The organism is Halorhodospira halochloris, assembly GCF_002356555.2.
In the GTDB taxonomy this organism is placed as follows: domain Bacteria; phylum Pseudomonadota; class Gammaproteobacteria; order Nitrococcales; family Halorhodospiraceae; genus Halorhodospira; species Halorhodospira halochloris.
Genome location: NZ_AP017372.2, coordinates 2,667,278 through 2,689,084, shown reverse-complemented (window position 1 = coordinate 2,689,084; position 21,807 = coordinate 2,667,278). Strand labels below are relative to the sequence as shown.

16 protein-coding genes are annotated in these 21,807 nt (G+C 54.1%); 15 read left to right on the top strand and 1 reads right to left on the bottom strand.

All coding sequences use genetic code 11. From position 1 onward, the window contains the following. Window positions 1–83 precede the first annotated feature (83 nt). The 10 genes from pyk to HH1059_RS12280 all read left to right on the top strand — a co-directional run bounded on the left by pyk (window position 84) and on the right by HH1059_RS12280 (window position 14,287). Window positions 84–1,550 carry a pyruvate kinase gene (gene pyk, locus HH1059_RS12325; RefSeq protein ID WP_096406521.1) on the top strand — a complete coding sequence of 489 codons (1,467 nt, stop codon included), beginning with the start codon at window positions 84–86 and terminating at the stop codon, window positions 1,548–1,550. Between the two features lie 20 nt (window positions 1,551–1,570). Then, window positions 1,571–2,635, top strand: a complete 1,065-nt coding sequence (gene fba, locus HH1059_RS12320) for a class II fructose-bisphosphate aldolase (RefSeq protein WP_096406519.1) — start codon at window positions 1,571–1,573, stop codon at window positions 2,633–2,635. A gap of 87 nt (window positions 2,636–2,722) precedes the next feature. Next, the gene (aceE, locus tag HH1059_RS12315; RefSeq protein ID WP_096406516.1) at window positions 2,723–5,401 is read left to right on the top strand and encodes a pyruvate dehydrogenase (acetyl-transferring), homodimeric type; all 2,679 of its coding nucleotides are present in this window, start codon (window positions 2,723–2,725) and stop codon (window positions 5,399–5,401) included. 2 nt (window positions 5,402–5,403) lie between these two features. Further along, window positions 5,404–6,795 carry a dihydrolipoyllysine-residue acetyltransferase gene (gene aceF, locus HH1059_RS12310; RefSeq protein ID WP_096406514.1) on the top strand — a complete coding sequence of 464 codons (1,392 nt, stop codon included), beginning with the start codon at window positions 5,404–5,406 and terminating at the stop codon, window positions 6,793–6,795. Window positions 6,796–7,012: 217 nt separating this feature from the next. Further along, window positions 7,013–8,809 (top strand): dihydrolipoyl dehydrogenase, encoded by a 1,797-nt coding sequence (gene lpdA, locus HH1059_RS12305; RefSeq protein WP_096406511.1) that lies wholly within the window; start codon window positions 7,013–7,015, stop codon window positions 8,807–8,809. A 171-nt stretch (window positions 8,810–8,980) separates the two neighbouring features. After that, on the top strand, window positions 8,981–10,135 hold the full coding sequence (locus HH1059_RS12300; protein WP_096406509.1) for a transglycosylase SLT domain-containing protein: 1,155 nt from the start codon (window positions 8,981–8,983) through the stop codon (window positions 10,133–10,135). An 89-nt stretch (window positions 10,136–10,224) separates the two neighbouring features. After that, complete coding sequence (locus HH1059_RS12295) at window positions 10,225–10,806, top strand: hypothetical protein (RefSeq protein WP_096406506.1); 582 nt, start codon at window positions 10,225–10,227, stop codon at window positions 10,804–10,806. A 449-nt stretch (window positions 10,807–11,255) separates the two neighbouring features. After that, complete coding sequence (locus HH1059_RS12290) at window positions 11,256–12,401, top strand: transglycosylase SLT domain-containing protein (RefSeq protein WP_096406501.1); 1,146 nt, start codon at window positions 11,256–11,258, stop codon at window positions 12,399–12,401. 124 nt (window positions 12,402–12,525) lie between these two features. Then, a complete protein-coding gene (locus HH1059_RS12285) occupies window positions 12,526–13,632 on the top strand; it encodes a hypothetical protein (protein ID WP_162549547.1) in 1,107 nt (368 codons plus the stop codon). A gap of 79 nt (window positions 13,633–13,711) precedes the next feature. Beyond that, window positions 13,712–14,287, top strand: coding sequence for a hypothetical protein (locus tag HH1059_RS12280; RefSeq protein WP_096406496.1), 576 nt, complete (start codon window positions 13,712–13,714; stop codon window positions 14,285–14,287). Between the two features lie 80 nt (window positions 14,288–14,367). Here the strand turns inward: HH1059_RS12280 and HH1059_RS12275 are convergent, their stop codons facing one another. Further along, on the bottom strand, window positions 14,368–15,801 hold the full coding sequence (locus HH1059_RS12275) for a hypothetical protein (protein WP_096406493.1): 1,434 nt from the start codon (window positions 15,799–15,801) through the stop codon (window positions 14,368–14,370). Between the two features lie 213 nt (window positions 15,802–16,014). On the opposite strand from HH1059_RS12275, the gene ubiU reads away from it, so the two are divergent. The 5 genes from ubiU (at window position 16,015) to HH1059_RS12250 (ending at window position 21,744) form a co-directional block, all read left to right on the top strand. Further along, entirely contained in the window at window positions 16,015–17,010 is a 996-nt protein-coding gene (gene ubiU / locus HH1059_RS12270) for a ubiquinone anaerobic biosynthesis protein UbiU (RefSeq protein ID WP_096406491.1), read from the top strand. Between the two features lie 147 nt (window positions 17,011–17,157). Next, window positions 17,158–18,063, top strand: a complete 906-nt coding sequence (locus HH1059_RS12265) for a U32 family peptidase (protein ID WP_096406488.1) — start codon at window positions 17,158–17,160, stop codon at window positions 18,061–18,063. 66 nt (window positions 18,064–18,129) lie between these two features. Then, window positions 18,130–18,591: a ubiquinone anaerobic biosynthesis accessory factor UbiT gene (ubiT, locus tag HH1059_RS12260; RefSeq protein ID WP_096406485.1), complete on the top strand. Its 462-nt coding sequence runs from the start codon at window positions 18,130–18,132 to the stop codon at window positions 18,589–18,591. A gap of 56 nt (window positions 18,592–18,647) precedes the next feature. Continuing rightward, window positions 18,648–19,463, top strand: coding sequence for an alpha/beta fold hydrolase (locus HH1059_RS12255; RefSeq protein ID WP_096406483.1), 816 nt, complete (start codon window positions 18,648–18,650; stop codon window positions 19,461–19,463). Continuing rightward, window positions 19,453–21,744 carry an NADP-dependent malic enzyme gene (locus HH1059_RS12250; RefSeq protein WP_096406480.1) on the top strand — a complete coding sequence of 764 codons (2,292 nt, stop codon included), beginning with the start codon at window positions 19,453–19,455 and terminating at the stop codon, window positions 21,742–21,744. Before HH1059_RS12255 ends, HH1059_RS12250 begins: the two co-directional genes overlap by 11 nt. The last annotated feature ends 63 nt before the right edge of the window (window positions 21,745–21,807 follow it).

The following is a 21,807-nucleotide window of genomic DNA, read 5'->3' as shown; positions in this document are numbered from 1 at the left end:
CAACGTGCCGCTTTGAGTAGGACAACTACTAACAGAATCAAAATAAAAATTTCATGATCAGCTCCAGGGGGAGCAGATAGACTATGGCCAAGCCCCGGCGTACCAAGATACTCGCTACCCTCGGGCCGGCGACCGACCAGCCCGGGGCACTGCAGAGGCTGCTGGCCGCTGGCGTTGATGTGGTGCGCATCAACCTTTCTCATGGGGATGTAGAGGATCACCGTCGCCGCGTTAGCGAAGTTCGGGAGTGGTCTACAGCACATCAGCGCCGGGTGGGGGTACTGGTCGATCTCCAGGGGCCGAAGATTCGCATTGAGGGCTTCCGCGATGGCCCAGTACAGTTGCGCGAAGGCGATGGTTTTACCCTCGATGCACAAATGGGGGCCGAGGCAGGGAGTAAGGAGGCGGTAGGCATTGCTTATTCCGGACTGCCCGATGACGTGGTGCCCGGCGATGAGCTTTTGCTTGACGATGGCCGTCTAGTGCTAAGGGTTGATGAGGTGGCAGGCAGTGCGGTGAAGACGACCGTGGTGCATGGCGGTGAACTTTCGGCGCGCAAGGGCATCAATCGCCGTGGTGGTGGCCTTTCAGCGCCTGCGTTGACCGACAAGGATCGCCGGGATATTGCCACAGCTGCAGATCTCGGTGTGGAGTTCTTGGCGGTTTCCTTTCCGCGAAGTGCTGCTGACATTGAGGAAGCTCGGCAGCTTATGATTGACGCGGGGGGGCGCGGTGCCGGGATTGTCGCTAAGATCGAGCGGGCCGAAGCGATTACCGCTGCGGACGAGATCATTGAAGCGGCCGATGCGATTATGGTGGCCCGAGGCGATCTCGGCGTTGAGATCGGTGATGCAGCGTTGCCCGAGGTGCAGAAACGGCTCATCCAGAATGCCCGGCAGAGTAATCGGGCGGTGATAACAGCAACACAGATGATGGAGTCGATGATTGAGAATCCGATTCCGACCCGGGCCGAGGTCTTTGATGTTGCTAATGCCGTGCTTGATGGCACCGACGCCGTGATGCTCTCTGCCGAGACCGCGGCCGGCCGCTACCCGGATCGGGCGGTGGGGGCTATGGATCGTGTCTGTCGTGAGGCGGAGAAGAACCGCACGGTGACGGTATCACACCACCGTCTGGATGAGGTTTTTTGTCGGGTCGATGAAACCATCGCTATGGCAGCGATGTATGCTGCCAATCACTTTGCTATCAAGGCCCTCATCGTGATTACTGAATCGGGGTCAACCGCAGTATGGATGTCACGAATCAGCTCCGGTTTGCCAATTTATGTCCTAACCAGACATCCGCAAACCCGTGGCCGCGTCACGCTCTATCGCGGCGTCTATCCCCTAGAGATCGATCCTGAGCAAGAAGACCTGGATGCGCTTAAGAGTCGTCTGCTCGAGCGCTTGTCCAGGCAGGGATTACTGACCCAAGGCGATCATGTCGTAGTTACCCACGGTGACAGCATAGGCTCATCGGGTGGGACAAATACGCTGCGGATTATATGTGTTGATGACTATCTCAATGACACATCCATCTCGAAAAGTTAAATAATGGAGGAGTCGAGACTATGGCGATGATAACCCTGCGGCAGCTACTTGATCACGCTGCTGAGAACGGCTATGGGATGCCAGCCTTTAACGCCAATAATATGGAGCAGCTGCACGCCATTATGGAGGCGGCAAAGGAGTGTGATAGTCCGGCAATCGTGCAGGCTTCGGCCGGTGCACGCAAGTACGCCGGTGTGCCCTTCTACCGCCACTTGATGGAGGCGGCAGTGGAGAATTATCCCGAGGTGCCGTTGGTTGTTCACCTCGACCACGGCGCTAATCCGGGGATGTGCATGCGCGCCATTCAATCCGGATTTACTTCGGTGATGATGGACGGCTCGCTGCGCGAAGACGGCAAGACCCCGGCGGATTACGATTACAATGTTAACGTCACCCGGCGCACCGTCGAGATGGCCCATGCCGGTGGTGTATCGGTTGAGGGCGAAATCGGCGTGCTCGGTTCGCTTGAGACTGGTGAGGCCGGCAAAGAGGATGGCGTCGGCGCCGAAGGCAAGATGGACAAGGATAAGCTGCTGACCGATCCGGAAGAGGCGGCTCAGTTCGTCCGTGACACCCACGTCGATGCCCTAGCGATCGCCTGCGGCACGAGCCATGGTGCCTATAAGTTTACCCGCCCACCGACGGGCGACATCCTGGCGATCAGCCGGATTAAAGAGATCCACCAGCGCCTGCCGAATACCCACCTGGTTATGCACGGTTCGTCGCAAGTCCCGCAAGAGTGGCTGGAGATCATTAACCAGTACGGCGGGGAGATCCCCGAGACCTACGGTGTGCCAGTAGAAGAGGTCCAGGAGGGGATCAAGAACGGGGTGCGCAAGGTAAACATCGACACCGACTTGCGCCTGGCCTCGACTGGTGCAGTCCGCAAACACCTAGCCGAGAACAAGTCGAACTTCGACCCACGCAAGTTCCTCCAGGCCTCCACCGATGCCATGAAGGAGATCTGTAAGGCTCGTTATGAGGCCTTCGGTTCAGCCGGCATGGCCTCTAAGATCAAGCCGCTGTCAACGGCGGTGATGTTCGAGCGTTATGAATCCGGTGAGCTCGACCCCAAAGTCAGCTAACCTTTATTAGCCGCTAAAGCCCTGCGAGCTGCACTCCGTGCGGCTTGCGGGGCGGCTAATCAGCGTCTCTTAGCCAAGAGGTGATGTATGGCTGCTATACCGCAGTTGCACGACGATCCCGATCCGGAGGAGATCCAAGAGTGGCTTGAGGCCCTGGATGCTGTAATCGATAACGAAGGGCCAGAGAGGGCCCACTTCATACTCGAGAAGTTGGTAGAGAAAGGTCGCCGGCGCTGCGGCCACTTACCGTTTAAGGCCACCACAGGCTACATCAATACCATTCCCCGCCACCTTGAGGCCCGCCCACCGGAGTATCGCGATCACCACCTAGAGTGGCGCATCCGCTCGCTGGTGCGCTGGAATGCTATCGCTATGGTGGTCAATGCCAATCGTCAAAATGATGGTATCGGCGGCCATATCGCTAGCTATGCATCGGCCTGCACGCTTTACGAAATCGGCTTTAACCACTTTTGGCGGGCGCCTAATGCCGAACAAGATGGCGATATGGTCTTTATTCAAGGCCACTCTGCACCAGGTATCTATGCCCGGGCCTTCCTCGAAGGGCGATTGAGTGAAGAGCAAATCAGCAACTTCCGGCGCGACGTCGATGGTCAGGGGGTCAGTTCTTACCCGCATCCGTGGCTGATGCCGGACTTTTGGCAATTCCCCACCGTATCTATGGGGCTGGGGCCGATTCAAGCTGTGCAACAGGCCCGGTTCATGCGCTATATGCACGATCGGGGTATCCGTGACACCTCGGGGCGCAAGGTCTGGGCCTTCATGGGCGATGGCGAGATGGATGAGCCTGAATCTCTCGGCTCAATCGATACCGCCGCGCGCGAAAACTTGGATAATTTGATCTTTGTCGTTAACTGCAACCTACAGCGCCTAGATGGTCCGGTGCGCGGCAATAGTAAGATTATTCAGGAACTTGAAGGCGAGTTTCGCGGCGCTGGCTGGAACGTCATCAAGGTCATTTGGGGGTCGCGCTGGGATCCGCTGCTGGAGATGGATCACACCGGGCTGTTGCAGCAGCGCATGGAGGAGTGCGTCGACGGCGAGTATCAGGCGTTCAAGGCTCGCGGCGGCGACTATACGCGCAAGCACTTCTTTGCTAAGTATCCCGAGCTAGAGCAGATGGTCGCGGGCATGTCGGACTACGACATCTACCGCCTTAACCGCGGTGGCCACGATCCGCATAAGGTCTATGCCGCCTACCACGCCGCAGTCAATCACACCGGTCAGCCGACGGTCATCTTAGCGAAGACAGTCAAGGGTTACGGCATGGGTGAGGCTGGTGAGGGCCAGAACATTACTCACCAGCAAAAGAAGATGGGCGAGAGCGCGCTGCGTAAGTTTCGCGATCACTACGAGATTCCCATCCCAGATGAGCAGCTTAAAGAGACGCCGTTCTACAAGCCGGATGATGATGCCCCGGAGATTCGCTACCTGCACGAGCGCCGCCGAGCCCTCGGTGGTTACCTGCCGCAGCGAGTGCAGCGGGCGCCGGCGCTAGAGGTTCCGCAGCTGGATACGTTTAAGGCCCTGCTTGAGGGCAGTGGCGATCGCGAGCAGTCGACCACAATGGCCTTTGTCCGTGCCCTGACGGCACTGACGCGGGATAAGAATGTTGGTCAGAATATCGTACCGATAGTCCCGGATGAGGCGCGCACCTTCGGTATGGAGGGGCTATTTCGTCAGCTTGGCATCTACTCCTCGGTCGGGCAGCTCTACGAGCCCGAGGATGCCGATCAATTGATGTTTTATAAAGAGGATAAGAAGGGTCAGATCTTGGAAGAGGGGATCGACGAAGCGGGGGCTATGTCGACCTGGATAGCCGCTGCTACGGCTTACGCTAATCACGGCGTTAATATGGTCCCATTCTATATCTTCTACTCAATGTTCGGATTCCAGCGTGTCGGGGATCTTATTTGGGCGGCGGGCGATATCCAGGCGCGCGGCTTCTTAATGGGCGGCACCGCAGGCCGGACTACGCTCAACGGCGAGGGGCTGCAGCACCAGGATGGCCATAGCCACCTTTTGGCTTCGGCTATTCCTAACTGCATCAGCTACGATCCGGCCTTTGCTTATGAGCTTGCGGTTATTCTCCAAGGCGGTATGCAGCGGATGTTTGCCGATCAGGATAATGTCTTCTTCTATATCACTATATATAACGAAAACTACCCGCAGCCGGCGTTACCGCAGGGGGTCGAGGAGGGCATCCTGCGCGGCATGTACTGCTTTAGCCACGGTGATGCTGCGTCTGATGCGCCGCGGGTTCAGCTGCTCGGTTCCGGAAGTATCATGCGCGAAGTGATGGCAGCGGCGCAGCTGCTTGAAGACGACTGGGGGGTGCAGGCCGACATTTGGAGTTGTCCATCATTTACTGAGCTGGCTCGAGACGGCATGAGCTGTCAGCGTCAGCAGCGCTTGCACGGCGCTAGCAAAGCTGCACGCCCCTATATCGAGCAGTGCTTGGCCGATTATACGGGACCTGCTGTCGCCGCGACCGATTATGTCCGCGCCTACGCCGAGCAGGTTAGGCCGTATATTGATCGGCCCTACTGGGTGCTGGGGACCGATGGTTTCGGGCGTTCGGATACTCGCGAGAGTCTGCGCCGCTTCTTTGAGGTTGATCGCTACCAGATCACGACGACGGCATTGTGGGCGCTGGCTGAGCAGGGTGAGATTGATGCGGCTAAGGTAGGACAGGCCGTGAAAGAGTATGGACTTGCCACTGATGCCGCTAATCCGTGGGAGGTGTGACCGTGGCAGTTGAACAAGTCAAGGTCCCTGATATCGGCGATTTTGCAGATGTAGAAATCATCGAGGTGTTGGTTGCTCCGGGGGATGTGGTTGCCCCGGAGCAATCGCTGATCACACTGGAATCGGATAAGGCGAGCATGGAAGTGCCGTCGAGCGCCGGTGGCGTAGTCCAAGAGCTCCACGTCGGGGTGGGGGACCGCGTCTCGGAGGGCAGCGTCATTCTTACCCTGGATACTGCGGCTGCTGCCGAGTCTCAGGATTCAGCCACCGTTGATAGTGGCCAGGCCGCTACCGGGGCCAGTGAGCAGGCGGCGGCGACACCTAGTGCCGCGGAGGAGAGCGCTTCGGCAGGTGCTGCCGCTACCCCTCAAGCGGAGGTTGCAGCGTCACCAGAATCGAGCGCTGCTGCTCCGGCTTCTGAGGCTGCGGGCGCGAGTGACGCACGCATCGATCGCGAGCGGCATCGTGCCGCCCACGCTAGCCCAGCGGTACGCCGCTACGCCCGCGAGCTGGGGGTCGATCTTGGCCTGGTCAGCGGGAGCGGGCGCTACGGTAGGATTCGCAAAGACGATGTCCAGGCCTTTGTTAAGCAGACAATGCAGCAAGCGGCAGCAACTAGTGCAGCACCAGGGCCAGCTGCAGAAGGCACCGCAAGTGGGGCAATTCCGCCGCTACCAGAGATAGATTTTAGCCAGTTTGGCGAGGTCGAGAGGGTACCATTGACCCGGATTCAGCGCCTCTCGGGCCCCCATTTGCACCGCAGCTGGCTCAATGTTCCCCACGTCACTCAGTTCGATGAGGCGGATATCACCGAGTTGGAATCGTTTCGTAAATCTATGCAGCCAGAAGCGGAAAACCGCGGGGTCAAGCTCACCCCGCTGGCGTTTCTGGTTAAGGCGGTGAGCGCTGCCCTGCACGAGATGCCACGGTTTAACTCCAGTTTGGCTGCGGACGGCCAGGAGCTAATCGTCAAGAAGTACTGCAACATCGGTGTTGCTGTCGATACACCGGATGGCTTAGTAGTGCCGGTACTGCGTGGAGTTGATGGTAAGGGGGTAATGGAGATTGCTGCTGAATTAGGTGAGATCTCGCAAAAGGCCCGCCAGGGCAAGCTCTCTTCCGCCGATATGCAAGGTGGCTGTTTCACTATTTCCAGCCTCGGTGGCATTGGCGGGACTGCCTTTACACCCATCGTTAATGCCCCCGAGGTGGCGATTCTAGGCGCATCGCGTTCAGCTACTAAGCCGGTTTGGAACGGCAAAGAATTCGAGCCCCGATTAATGTTGCCGTTGTCACTCTCTTACGATCATCGAGTGATCGACGGGGCGATGGCGGCGCGCTTTACTAACTTTTTGGCGAAGGTTTTGGGAGATCTGCGCCGGTTGGTGCTTTAGGGCGCCTCTAAGCGTTGTGGGTTTTAGCGGTTTCCTATAGAGCGCCGCTAAAAACTCCCTCGGAAAGCCCAGTCGGCTGCCCCAGGGTGGAGGACGCCTGAATCCATCCCTGGAGGTTTCATGGCGCCATCCTTGGCGCCAAGACCTCCACCTTGGGCAACCAATTGGGCCCCTGGGGGGATTAGGGGTTCCTTATAGGATTAAAGGATAGGCAGTGATGGCAGAGCAACAGCTTAAAGTACCGGATATTGGCGATTTCGAGGATGTGGAAATAATCGAGGTGTTAGTCGCTCCGGGAGATCGCATCGAGCACGAACAGCCACTGATTACCTTAGAGTCGGACAAGGCAAGCATGGAGGTGCCGGCTAGTGCTGCAGGAGTTGTGAAGGAGCTCCAAGTAGGTGTTGGTGACCGTGTCTCACAAGGCAGTGTAATCTTAACCTTGGAGGCAGAAGCAGCGACCGATACCGACATCGACACTGGTGCCGATGCTGGTGCTAAGCCAGTTACTAGCGATCAGGGGGCGGAGAGCGCCTCAGGACAAGCCAGCAGTAGCGTGGCGAGTGGCCAGGAGCCGGCGCCGGCGGCAGGTGAGACGCCGGCGAACCCTGATTGCGATCTGTTAGTCCTCGGTGCGGGGCCGGGTGGCTACTCTGCCGCTTTCCGCGCCGCTGACTTGGGGCTGAAAGTCATCTTGGTTGATCAGTACCCAGTCCTCGGCGGAGTCTGTTTGAATGTCGGCTGTATACCGTCGAAGGCCCTGCTCCATGCTGTCAAGGTCAAGGACGAGGCCGAACAGATGGGGGAGCACGGAATCAGCTTCGGCAAGCCGAAGGTAAATCTAGATCAACTCAACGCATGGAAACGCAGTGTCGTTAAGCAACTTACCGATGGCTTGGCCGGGTTGGCTAAGCAACGTAAGGTTGAGGTGGTCACCGGTCGGGGGAGATTGCTCGATTCGCACAGCCTCCACGTTGAGGGACAAGGGGAGACGCGAACTCTAAGTTTCCGCCAGTGCATCTTGGCTACAGGCTCAAGCCCGGTGGTGCCGCCCGGGATTGATATGGGCGACGAGCGGATTATCGATTCGACGGGAGCTTTGCAGTTAGACGAGATCCCGGAGCGCTTCTTGGTCATAGGGGGCGGGATTATTGGCCTTGAAATGGCCTCGGTTTACAGCGGGCTCGGCTCTAAGGTTACCGTAGTAGAATTGGCTGACCGGCTGCTACCGGGGGTAGATAAGGATTTGGTTAAGGTTTTACGCAAAAGCCTCGATAAGCGCTGCGATTCGATTTATCTAAATACCAAAGTTACCGCGATAAAGGCCAATAAGAAATCGCTAACTGTAGCCATGGAGGGCAGCGAAGGAGAGAGTAGTGAGCGATTTGATAAGGTGCTGGTGGCGGTTGGTAGGAGCCCGAATGGGCACGGCATTGGCCTTGCCGAGGCCGGTTTGAGTGTTGATGAGCAAGGATTTATCGCAGTCGATGAGCATATGCGCACCGCTGCGGCGCATATCTACGCTATAGGTGATTTGGTCGGGCAGCCGATGCTGGCGCATAAGGCTGTGCACGAAGGCAAGATAGCAGCAGAAGTCTGCAGTGGTGAGCGCAGTGCCTGGGATGCTAGGGCTATACCTTCGGTTGCCTATACTGACCCGGAAGTGGCTTGGGTAGGGTTGACTGAGGAGCAAGCACGAGCGCAAGGGATCAACTATGAAAAAGGGATGTTCCCTTGGGCAGCTAACGGCCGGGCGTTATCTCTGGGGGGTGGTGACGGCTTAACAAAACTTCTCTTCGACTCAGAAAGCGGCCGCGTTATCGGCGGTGGCATCGTCGGCCCCGGTGCTGGCGAGCTAATCGCCGAGGTGGTCCTAGCCATTGAGATGGGCGCCGAAGCCCACGATATCGGTTTGACGGTACACCCCCATCCTACCCTTTCCGAGACGGTTGCTATGGCTGCCGAAGCTGCGGCAGGCACGTTGACTGATTTGATCCCAAAGAAGAAGCGCTAAAAGTATTGCCAGTAGCGCTATTAGGGGGGGGGGCTCCGAGACCCCCCTGGGCTATCCGGTGGCCCCGGCGTGGAATGCAGTATTTATTTTATAAAACTGTAGCGGCCCCATAATTTTCGCGCTATTATCTGTCTTGATAAGTTATAACCGTGTTATGTGAGGAGGGTGGGTATGGCTCGGTACGGCCTAATCGGTTTAGGTTTTGGGGTGGCGGTCAGTCTTGTCACGGTGCCGATGCTTGCGTGGTCTGAAGTAAGTGCTTTCGAGCGTTTTCAGCAGCAGCGCCAACAAGCATTTGAGCAACATCAAAGTGATTTTCAAGAGGCCTTTCAGGAGTTTCAGGACGCCTTTCATGAAGAGTTTGCAGCCTATCAGGAGGAGCTCCGGGCAAATTGGCGCGAGCCTCGGATAAGCGATAGACATCGCTGGGTTGAGTATAGCGATGATCAGAGCTCAAGGACGGTGGTGGATTATGAGGAAAATAGCATAACCATCGATGTCCCTTCAGAAGCTGGGACTCAGGGGGTTTTGTCCCATCTTAATGATCTGTTGGGGCGCACCATGGATGAGGCCTATGATCGAGATGAAGTTACCCAGCGTACTCAGCAGCGAGTTGGTCTAGGCGAAGATGCCCCAGAGGCTGCAAGTGATCAGCGGGTCCTCAGTGAGATAAAACCTGAAGATCTCGATGAGATGATCTCCCAGGCTGAGCTTGAAGAGCGTGAAGAGCCTAAGGGCGAAGAGAGCCGCAGCGTTATATCACTTACAGTGCCCATGCCGGAGCAGCGCCCTAGCCGCAAAGTGGAGGAGTTTCGCGAGCAGATCAGGCGCCACGCGGAGCGCTACGAAGTTGAGGAAGCCCTGATGATCGCTATCATGCATAGCGAAAGTAGTTTCAATCCAATGGCGCGTTCGCATATACCAGCGTTCGGGTTGATGCAGATTGTCCCGCAGACTGCAGGTAAAGACGTGGCACAGCGTGTTTATGGCGAGATGAAGCTTCTCTCTCCAGAATACTTGTACAACCCTGAAAATAATATTCAAGCTGGCGCTGTCTACTTGAATATTCTCTTTTACAGCTATCTTTCAGCAATAGAAGACCCTGAAAGCAGGATGTATGCCGTAATAGCCGCATACAATACGGGTGCAGGCAATGTTGCTAGGGCTTTTGTTGATGGTCGTAATATACGGGCAGCAGCTAGAGTTATCAACGATCTCACTCCGCACGAGGTATATGAGCGCCTGCTAGCCGATCTTCCTTACGATGAGACCAGAAATTATCTTGTGCACGTTGCTAGTCGTACTGAGGCATATCGTAACTTTTGAGGAGGGAAGAGATTAGTTGGAGTCGTATCAGAACGCGTACTATAACAGTTTAGCGTAATTAGAATTATTGTATCTTGAGGAACTGTTTTATGAACAGAAAATTTTTGTCTGCTCTACTGATATCATTGCCACTTGCCGTGGTTTCAGGGTGCGGTAGTACTCCAGAGGATCAGCAAGATGATGTAGACCTTGCCAGTCTTCCATCCTGGGTAACACAGCCATTTGCGGAAGATGGTCTGGCAGCAACAGCTTGCGTAGCAACGGCGAATAGCTTTAGCCGTGATCAAAGTAGAGCCGATTTGCAGGCAAGGCAGCAACTAGCAGCGCAGATGGGCATACAGATTCAGTCAATGGCGGAGCAGTACGAGCGGACCATTGAGACGGACGGAGAGATCACTACAGGAGCCCATTTTGAAGAGGTAACCAGGGGTGTTATCGAGCAAGAATTGCGGGGATCAGTCCGTATCAAGGGTGATTATGTAACCATGCCTAATGGCAACAGTGAATTCTGTTCGATGATGGCAATTGGCCAATCGAGCGTTAATGCTATTCTGGATGAGGTGGCATCAGCCGCCGGCGCTGATAAGGAAGTGTTTACTCAAGGGGAAATGCGTGAGCAATTCATGAGCCAAGAGGCGTTGAACAGGATGGATAGGCAACTGGGCAACTGAGGTCAGCGTAGCTATTGCCTGTCCAGACTAATTAGATTTAAGAGTGGCTTTGGTTCGGGTTACTAAAATTTGCCACTCTGAGCTGTGCGATGGTGAAGCTCTGGATACTGCGCGATACTAAATATTGTACCACGCAGTATCCTATTATATGTATGCAGAAGAAGGTTTTTGTTGCCTTTTCCCTGCCGCTTACACAGCAGCCAGATCGAATTATATCCCTGCCCCTTGGTGGCCTCTATAAACTTCGCCGGCGCTACCATCCGCCCCGGTGTGGAGGACGCCGTGAATCCATCCCTGGAGGCTTCATGGCGCCATCCCTGGCGCCAAGATCTCCACACCGGGGTGGATGGTGGCGCCGGCGAAGTTTGTAGAGGTTCCCCCTTGTGCCATTTATGAACTCGAAGGTAGGATAGCCATTGAGACCGTGCAGGAAATAGATAGGTGTTGGGATGAGAGCTAACTATATCCTTATAGGGGCGGGGATGGTCTTGTGTTCGGTGCCGATTCTGACTTGGTCTGTTGAGGATCGCTTCGAGGAATTTCAGCAGGAAAGACAGCAGGCGTTTGAGGATCATCGGGACGAGTTCCGGGAGTCCTTCCAAGAATTCCAAGATACATTTCATGAAGAGTTCGAGGCATATCAGGAAGAGCTGCGCTCGCAGTGGGAGGATCCCCAGGTAAGCGATCGCCACCGCTGGGTTGAATACAGCGAGGATCAAAGCTCGCGCTCGGTAGTCGACTATGAAGAGAACGAGATCACCGTTGATGTGCCCGAAGATGAAGGTGCTGAGGGGTTAATGCTCAAGTTCGATGACTTGCTTAACCGGACCATGGATGAGGCCTACGAAGGCGATGAGGTTACGCAGAGAACTCAAGAAAAGGTAGACCTGGGTGATGGTGCGCCGACATCGGCAGGCAATGAAAGGGTACTCAATGAGATCTCTCCCGAAGACGCCGAGCGGATGATTGAGAAGGCAGAGGTGGAGGAGCGGGAAGAGCCTAAAGGCGACGATTCACGCGGAGTTATATCAATGTCTGTGCCTATGCCAGAGAAAAGGCCGAGTGATAAAGCCGAGGAATATCGTGCTCAAATCGAGCGTGAAGCCCAGGAGTATGGGGTGGATGAGGCCTTAATGATGGCAATTATGCACAGCGAGAGCAGCTTCAACCCGATGGCTCGGTCCCATATTCCCGCTTATGGCTTGATGCAGATTGTGCCGGAGACCGCGGGCAAAGACATAGCGCAGCAGGTTTATGGCGAGCCACGCCTGTTATCGCCTGATTACTTATATAACGCTGAGAATAATATCCAAGCGGGGGCGGCCTACTTGGACATACTCGAGTCTTCACATCTATCAAGCATTGAAGACCCTGAAAGCAGGATGTATGCAGTTATAGCCGCATATAACACCGGGGCGGGTAATGTAGCTAGGACTTTTGTAGACGGTACAAACGTTGCCGAAGCTGCAGAGGTTATAAACAGTATGGAGCCCGAAGAGGTTTATGAACGGATGCTTGAGGATCTGCCGTACGAAGAGACACGCAACTACCTGGTAAACGTGGCGAGCAGGACTGAGGCGTACAGAGAGTTTTAGAGGAATGGCCATGTCACCTAGGCGGGGGGAGTGGTGCCTTTGTCAGGGGTACCATAGCAATCGGGGGCTTGTAAGAAATTCCCTAACGCGCCATCTGCAACCCCTCTATGGAGGTTTAGGCGCTTTGCCATTAGCACTCGTAGTGCTCTTGGTGTTGTTACAGGGGGGGTGTTCAGGGACGCAGCAGCACCCGGCTGATGATGAGGACTTTAGCTATGCCGATGAGCCGTGTTGGTTGAGTTCTCCCTACGGCGAAGACGCCAAAGGTGCAATTGGCATTGCGGGACGTTTCGGTTCACCAGGCACGGATCTAGAAAAGCTGAGCCAACACCGTGCTATGGAATCGGTAGCTGACATGCTCGGGGTTAGTGCGCCGAGCAAAGACGAGTTGGAAGGCGCAGGGCCTTATCATCTGGGTAGTCAAGAAGTTGCTCTCGCCCCGGTGTGGACTGACGGCAACTATCACTTTGGTTATGCTTATATCGTTGACAGGAGTGATCCTGGCTGGATTCGTGAGGAGTGCCCTGAGCGCAAATGCCAGCCAGAGAAATGCGACCCTGAGTGGTTGTGTGCAGATGGTGCGGATCTCGATTATGCCTCAGTAGTTACGGTTAGCCAAATAGCTGCAAACCTGCCCACCCAATACAGCCTTTTTTTTGATAATGCCCTTGACCAGATTCAAGCCATGTACGGGGTTGATGTCCAGTCATACGAACAGGTCAGTGAGACTAGCGACTCTTCCCGCGGACTAAGCCTTAACCACGTTGAAGAGTCGAGTCTGGAGTTTGAGCAGGGCGCTGACCCGAATATGGTGCTGGCCAACACCTGTCGAAAGGGTACCCTTAAATATGCCAGGGTGGCTTTAAAGGGGGTGGTGCTAGCAGATGAGTCAGACAGGTGGAATAGGGACTGGCACCGAGAACTTAGGTCTCAGTCACCAGGCCTAGAGATCGGCACCTTCTCCGGCCATTTGTCGCGTAACCTGCTGTCCAAAAAGATTATGCGGGCTGTTGAAGAGGCTTTGGTAAGCATAGCTCGCTCCGAGCACGTTGACATTACAAGCGAAGAAATTAATATCGGTCGCACGTCAGGGGGAGGCTACTACGGACGAATAACTCACGCTGAGACGGATGCAACCGTAGAGGCGATGGTGCGATCAGTTCGTTTCGTTGGTGATGGCAGTTCGCCCACTGTGTACGTGTTGCTTGAAAACAGTGGGTTTAATGAATGAAGTGAGTATAGTCCCACGCCATTACATGGGGTGGAGGCTGTGCTAATGCGGTGCCGTTGTAGATGAAAGGAGTAGTTTTATGAAAAAGAGTCTTATATCGGTCTTGGCGTTGGGTCTTCCGCTAGCTTTGGTAGTTGGTTGCGAGACAACTCCTGAGGATGACGACCCGGACATGTCAGACCTGCCCGATTGGGTAACTCAGCCGCACGCCGAAGATGGGCTCGCAGCAACCGCTTGTGTTGCCACGGCCGGCAGCTTTAGTCGTGACCAGAGTCGCGCCGACTTGCAGGCTCGACAACAGTTGGCGGCCCAAATGGGTACCCAGATTGAGTCAATGGCTGAACAGTACGAGCGTACCATTGAAACGGATGGCGAAATCTCTACTGGAGCCCACTTCGAGGAAGTTACCCGGGGTGTGGTAGAACAAGAGTTACAGGGATCTAACCGTATCAAGGGTGACTATGTGACCATGCCTGGTGGAGATCAGGAGTTTTGCTCCATGATGGCGGTCGGGCAGTCGAGCGTAAACGCTATCCTTGAAGAGGTCGCAAGCGCGGCCGGCGCTGATGAAGATGCGTTCACCCAAGATGAGATGCGTGAGCAGTTTATGAGCCAAGAAGCCCTAAACCGAATGGATGAGCAGCTTGGAAATTAATCGCTGACCAATCTATTCTTTATAACTTCGTTAGCTCAGCAGCTTAAGGGCAGCAGGTTATGCCTGCTGCCCTTATTGCCTTAGTCGAAAGCAATTGTTAGCCCAAAAGAGGATTCCCAGGATTCCTCCATAGTTGTAGCTTTAGCTATTTGCAAGCTAAACCCAAGATATTCGTCGACTGGTATATCAAGCCCAGCAATATACCTGAATAGCACGTAGTCATCATGCCAGTCACTGCCGTAGCTATCTACTGAGCTGCCATCGCTGTCTTCGCGTTCATGGTAAGCAAGGCCCAACTCGAGACCTGCATAAGGTATGAAGCCGAACTTCGGCGTTAAGTGTAGCGGTTTTCCACCCCACTGAGCTAGCTGTAAAGCTGCCTGGGCATAAAAGCCAATCTCTGTAGCGTCGTTCCAACCGTACGAGACGCCATAACCGTATCGCACCGCGCCTCGCCCGGTTGACTGCTCTAGCCTAACACGGTAAGCATCTTCCAGATCATCCTCGTAGCTATAGCCAACCAGCAACCTGTAGCGAGTATCCGCGCGGTATGAAGAAGCTAGCTCTTCCAGTCTTTGCGCATCGTCAGCGGTCATGATGTTGACAGTATTAGTATATTCTAGCCCTGGTTCGAGGTTTACTGTGCGCTCCTGGGAAGTAAAGTCATTTGAAACCTGGTATGCGACTTCACCCGAACATGAATCCTGAGTGTAGGTTTGTCCAAGGTTTCTTGATCTGCCATCTATAGTGAGTTGTGCGCCAGGAGTTCGGCTACTTATAGCGATAGTAGGTAGCTCATCCAATTCCTTTGAGGCTTCAGTTATTTCTCCTGCCTCAACTTCAACCTCTTTCTCAACTGGGCAATATCCAGGATTATCCCAGCTTATGGTGTAACTTCCACTTGAGAGGGGTATTTCCTGCCCGTACCTATACGTCTGCCCATCGACTCGAAATGACTTATCGGGGGAGGTGGATACGACCAGCAGTCCTTGCTCACTCCAGTCGCTGAAATCGGCCAACATACTGGAGACTTGACCGGTGCCGAGCCCGGCAACTGACGTCATGGCGAGAACGGCGTTGGCATCTCGATAACAGTCCATGATGAAATCTCGGCGGGAATCCCAACTGCTGGGTAAGTTGTCTTCAACACACCGCTCGTGGAAATTTCTTTTACTTCTCGTTGCTTGACGGTTGAAATCATCACGGCTTATGCGAGCCCTATACCCCCTTTCTGAATCTTCTTCAATCTCTACCCCGGTTAGATCAAGAGTCGTCTCCTGACGCACGCGCTCTTTGTAACGCTCTTCGTCGCGTATAGTGTCGTCAAATATTTCCGTATCAACTTCCCTTTGTATGTCACTGTCAACACGCACAAATATGTTCTGTGCTAAAGAGGTGCGCGCAGCTTCCGTAGATTCTTCCCATGAGCCCTGATAATAATCATCATCTGATGCTTGAGCTAGTAATGGAGCGGCGCCTAAGATGAGGCAGGGTATAAGTTTTCTCTTGATCATTTGTATCCCCAGTAGATATTGCTAGTCAAACTCTAAGTCTTTTTGTTTTAAGCATATAAGTTCATTTCCAAGCCTTTTGCAGGCATTATTTACCCTATAAGCAAGTAGGTTGCCCGCTTTGGTTGGTTAGGTCAACTACCGTAGGGTTGGCCCACACACGCTAGTCAAAAGTTAGTAGAATGTAGGTGATGCGCAAATTCTCAGGAGGGCTCAATGGAGCTGCTAAGTCCAGCCGGTAACCTGACAGCGCTGCGCGCTGCGGTCGACAATGGCGCCGATACTGTCTATATAGGTTTTCGTGACGAGACCAATGCACGACAGTTTCCAGGCTTGAATTTCACCCCGCAGCAGGCTGCAAAAGGGGTTAGCTATGCCCATGAACATGGAGTAAAGGTTGCTGTTGCAATCAACTCCTACGTTCAGGCAAATGGCTGGGATAAGTGGCGCAGCTCTGTAGATGAGGCAGGACGTGTTGGAGCTGATGCCGTGATCCTAGCCGACCTGGGGCTGATCGACTACGCAGCTCAGGAGTGGCCGCAACTTGCGCGCCACCTGTCGGTTCAGGCATCAGCTACCACTCCGGAATCCCTAAATTTTTATCAGCGCCGCTATGGGGTGAAGCGGGCAGTGTTGCCACGGGTGCTTTCTATACAGCAAGTAGAGGCACTGGCGAAGGAGACCAATGTAGAGCTGGAAGTGTTCGGCTTCGGGTCACTGTGCGTAATGGCAGAAGGAAGATGCTTGCTATCTTCGTATGCTACTGGGGAATCACCGAATACGGTAGGTGCCTGTTCGCCAGCTTGGGCAGTAGACTGGCAAGAGACCAATCGAGGCCGTGAGGTTCGCCTGGGCGGCATATTGATCGACCGGTTCGCTCCTGATGAACCGGCTGGATACCCGACCATATGTAAGGGCAGATACGACATTAAAGGCTCAGTTGAGCACGCCTTTGAGTCGCCAACAAGCCTGGCTACTGCGGAACTGCTCCCGCAGCTAAAAAAAGCCGGGATTCAGGCCATTAAGATTGAAGGCAGGCAGAGAAGCCCAGCTTATGTTGGAAAAGTCACGCGAATATGGCGGCAGCTGCTCGAAGAGATTGATTCCGGCACCGCCGGAACTGAACCCGACAGTGAGCTTGTTGCCGAGTTGCTAGAACTCTGTGAAGGCAGCACTACAACCCTGGGTCCGTACGAGCGCAAATGGCAATAACCTCTGGCGGGCTTTTCAGTACCTCAGGCGACGGTGTCGACAAGCTTCGATCGATCCACCTGGTATTTTATGATGCTCCCTGTAGGAGTAGTGTTTGCCCTGTCCCAACCGGCAAATTTACAAAAGACTTGGGTGGAGAATGCTGCAATGAGAATTAGCCTCGGACCTATACAGTACTACTGGCCTGCCGAGCAGATTAAGTCTTTTTATGATCAGCTGCGCGGCAAGGTGGAACTAATCTATCTGGGTGAGACGGTGTGCGGGCGACGCCGTGAAATGGGGCCGGCGGAGTGGGTTGGCCTTGGCAAAGAACTCGCTGAAGAGGGGCATGAGGTTGTGCTTTCTGCTCTGGGTTTAGTTGAAGCACGTTCAGAGGCCGCCCAAGTAAAGCGTTTGTGCGAGAACGGCGATTTTATGGTTGAGGCGAACGACTTTACCGCCATTAGCTTCCTTGAGGCCAACAAGACCCCGTTTGTCGCCGGTCCGAGCTTGAATATCTACAGTGGCCGCGCGCTCAGAGAGATGCAGAAATTGGGCGCTAGGCGCTGGGTGCCGCCTGTGGAATTGCCTGGTCAAGGGCTGCGTCAGGTACTGTCTGAGTTTGCTGAGCTTAGTGAGGATCCGATGGAGACGGAAGTATACGCTTATGGCCGGATGCCACTGGCTTTTTCTGCCCGCTGCTTCACTGCTCGACATTATGGTCTGGGTAAGGACGACTGCGATTTTGTATGCAAGAATCATCCAGAGGGGTTGGGCGTTGTAACCAGAGCGGGGGAGAGTTTTCTGACCATCAATGGAATACAAGCACAGTCATTTGGTTGCCTTAATTTGCTCCCTGCTCTAACTGATATGAAGCAAATGGGTGTTAGTGCTGTCCGGTTATCGCCGCGTCCTGTTGATATGACAGAGGTCGTGGAAGCCTTTCGCGCAGGCATTAATGGTGAGGACGTGCAACTGACAGAACCGGACCCGGGCATGCAGTGCGATGGTTATTGGTGGGGGCAACCTGGCTGCGGTAGTCGAGCAGTTGAAAACTACCAGGCAGAAACTTAATAGTTTGTAGCAGTAAAAATATAGCGCTAAGCAAAGAAAGAGACCCGCATCGGAGTCAATAGAATCATGACGCTTTCCATCGACCGTGCTTTACCTTTTTTCCTACTGCCCCTGCGCTTTGCTCCAGAGCAGGTGACAGCTCGGATTTTACCGATTATGTTGCACCACGCCCTCGCTGAAGCGATGGAGGAGGGAGAGCTAGATGTTCTTGAGGGTCGGACGGTGAGACTCGAGGTTACCGATGCGAGGCTAAATATTGGGATCTCGCTAAATGACCAGCGTTTGATCATCACAAGGGTGGAGAGGCCCGATGTCTCAATCCGCGGAGATGCCGCCGCATTCTTAGCACTGGCCGGGGGATCTGCCGATCCAGATATGCTCTTTTTTAGGCGTCGATTGAGCGTTGAGGGAGACGTAGCCTTAGGCCTCTCTATCAAAAACCTGCTTGAGAACTACGAGCCTCGACAACAACTGCCCGCGCCTTTGCGACATGCCCTTGAGACAGCGGCGGCCAAAGTAAAAGTTTAATTCTCAGGCAGAGATAGTAGAAGTAAGCAACAGACTCCCTATGCAGAGGTACAGTATTGGTCGATCTTAATTACTCGGTGCGAGGGCAGGGGGAGCCGGTTGTCCTGCTTCACGGCCTTTATGGCAGCAGTGGTAACCTGGCCCGGGTAGCTCGATATTTGAACAGGGGTTGCCGCGTTATAGTGCCCGATTTACGTAATCATGGTAAATCTCCGCACTGTCCGCAGATGGATTACACCGCGATGGCTGCGGATGTGGCTGCACTGCTGGAGCGTGAGCAGATAGAGCGCGCTGCGCTGCTTGGCCACTCAATGGGTGGCAAAGTAGCGATGACCATGGCGTTGACAATGCCAGAGCGTGTCAGCTGCTTAATTGCTGCGGATATCGCGCCGAAGCTATATAGACGCAGCCACGATTCTCTTATATCGCGTCTACAAGCAGTTGATGTGGAAGGGGCAACGTCAAGAGCTGAAATCGACGCTCAGCTTTCCAGTACCGTTGAAGACGGTCAAGTAAGACAATTTTTACTGACTAATCTACAGAAGGCTCAGGACGGAGGGTATTTCTGGCGCATACCGCTAGATTATCTCGCTAATGCGGTCCCGGAAATAGAAGGTTTTCCTGCCTTGGATGGTGTATATACAGGCCCCGCCCTATTCGTGTATGGAACCCGATCAGAGTATTTCATACTTGAGCGTGATGAGGAACTTGTGCAGAAGTACTTTACGCAGCCTGAGTACGCCGCAATACCAGGAGCTGGACATTGGCTTCATGCTGAAAACCCACAAGAGTTCAATCGTATAATCGGTGCATTCCTGCACAGGAAAGGCATATTTAACCAACATATTGCTGAGTTATCTAATGACGGATGATTTTAAACATGCAGCCCTTGAGTACCACCGCCATCCGACCCCCGGAAAGATCGAGGTTGTATCAACTAAGCCGGTTGCAAATCAGCGTGATTTAGCACTTGCTTACTCTCCTGGAGTAGCTGCCGCTTGCGAGGCTATAGCTGCTGATCCGCAAGCAGCCGCGCAGATGACAGCGCGGGGCAATCTAGTCGGAGTGGTGACTAACGGCTCAGCAGTCCTGGGGTTAGGTAATATCGGCCCGCTAGCCTCCAAGCCCGTGATGGAGGGTAAAGGCGTTTTATTTAAAAAATTCGCAGGCATAGATGTTTTTGATATTGAGGTAGATGAGCCAGATCCGCAGCGTTTCGTCGATATTGTAGCGGCCCTGGAGCCAACTTTTGGGGGGATCAATCTCGAGGACATAAAGGCGCCAGAATGTTTTGAGATCGAGGATGAACTGCGGCGACGCCTAAATATCCCGGTATTTCACGATGATCAGCACGGCACAGCGATTATTGCCGCGGCTGCGATACGCAATGCTCTGCGCATCGTTGAGAAGAGTATTGATGAGGTCAGGCTTGTCTGTTCTGGTGCTGGGGCCGCGGCGATTGCGTGCCTAGACCTGCTTGTAGCCATGGGTATGCCGAAAGGCAATATCACAGTAGCTGATATCGACGGGGTCGTTTATAAAGGCCGTAAAAAGAACATGGATCCTCGTAAGGAGATATATGCACGGGAGACTGCTTCACGGACCTTGCAAGATGTCATCGAGGGCGCAGATATATTTCTAGGCTTGTCAGCGCCAGGCGTACTTAGTAAGAGCATGGTAGCGCAAATGGCTCGTCAACCGATCATCATGGCTCTTGCTAATCCGGTGCCAGAGATTGATCCTGAACAAGCTCGTGAAGTTGCTCCGGACGCAATCATAGCGACAGGGCGTACCGATTACCCTAATCAGGTTAATAACGTCCTCTGTTTTCCATACATGTTTCGTGGAGCACTGGATGTTGGCTCGGCTGCGATTAATGAAGAGATGAAGATCGCGGCGGTTGATGCCGTTGCTGATTTGGCGATGGAGGAGTCATCAGAAGTTGTAGTTGCCGCTTACGGCGGTAAGAGCCTTAGCTTTGGCCCAGACTACCTTATCCCTAAACCATTCGATCCAAGGCTAATAACTCGCGTGGCCCCAGCTGTAGCCCAGGCAGCCATGGACAGCGGTGTGGCATGCCGCCCCATAGATGACATGGATGCCTATCGCTTGCAGCTGCAACAGTACGTGTTCCAATCCGGGTTGCTTATGAAGCCGGTATTCGAACGGGCGCGCGAGCAGCCAATGCGAGTGGTTTATACCGATGGTGAAGAGGAGCGGATACTGCGGGCTGTGCAGCTGGTTGTGGATGAGGGGCTTGTGCATCCCATAGTTGTGGGTCGCCGTTGGGTTGTAGAAAAGCGGTTGAGCAAGTTGGGCCTTAGGGTAAGAATGGATAAGGATTTTGAGCTAGTGGACCCCCATGATGATTCCCGTTATCGTCAGTACTGGCAAACTTATCATTCGCTTATGGCACGCCGCGGGGTTTCACCAGCAGCAGCGCGGACCATGGTAAGGACTAGAACGACCATAATCGGCGCGTTGATGGTGCATCTAGGCGACGCCGATGCACTAATCGGGGGGATAGAAGGCCGTTATCATCGCCAATTGCAGCACATTGAGAATGTAATTGGGCGCCGCCGTGGGGTGCGTAACATGGCGGCCATGAACGTTTTAGTCCTGCCGCGCGGGACATTTTTCCTCTGCGACACCTATGTGAACTATGACCCCAGTCCTCATGAGGTAGCTGAGATGACTCTTCTCGCTGCTGACGGGGTGCGCCGTTTTGGCATTACTCCGAAGGTCGCATTGCTATCCCATTCCAATTTCGGTACTTCAAGCGATCCTTCAGCAGAGAAGATGCGTCAGGCGTTGGAGCTCATCCAGGATCGGGACTCAAGTCTTGAAGTCGAGGGTGAGATGCATGGCGATGCTGCCATTAGCGAGGAGGTTAGGCGCAGGTTATTCCCTGAAGCACAGCTCTTTGGTCAAGCAAATTTGTTGATAATGCCCGGATTGGACGCTGCGAACATCTCTTTTAACCTGTTAAAAGGTACAACCGAAAGCGTTTCGGTAGGTCCGATCTTGCTTGGAACGGAGCGACCTGCTCATATATTGACTCCCTCGGCAACTGTTCGGGCGATTGTCAATCTATCAGCTCTGTCAGTAGTTGAGGCACAGATGGCTGGAAGCCTCGACAAACAGGTTGAGTAGCCTTATCCAAAAAACCCCGCTATTATGTTTAGCGGGGTTTAGTTTGGCGTAAACAGTTTATTT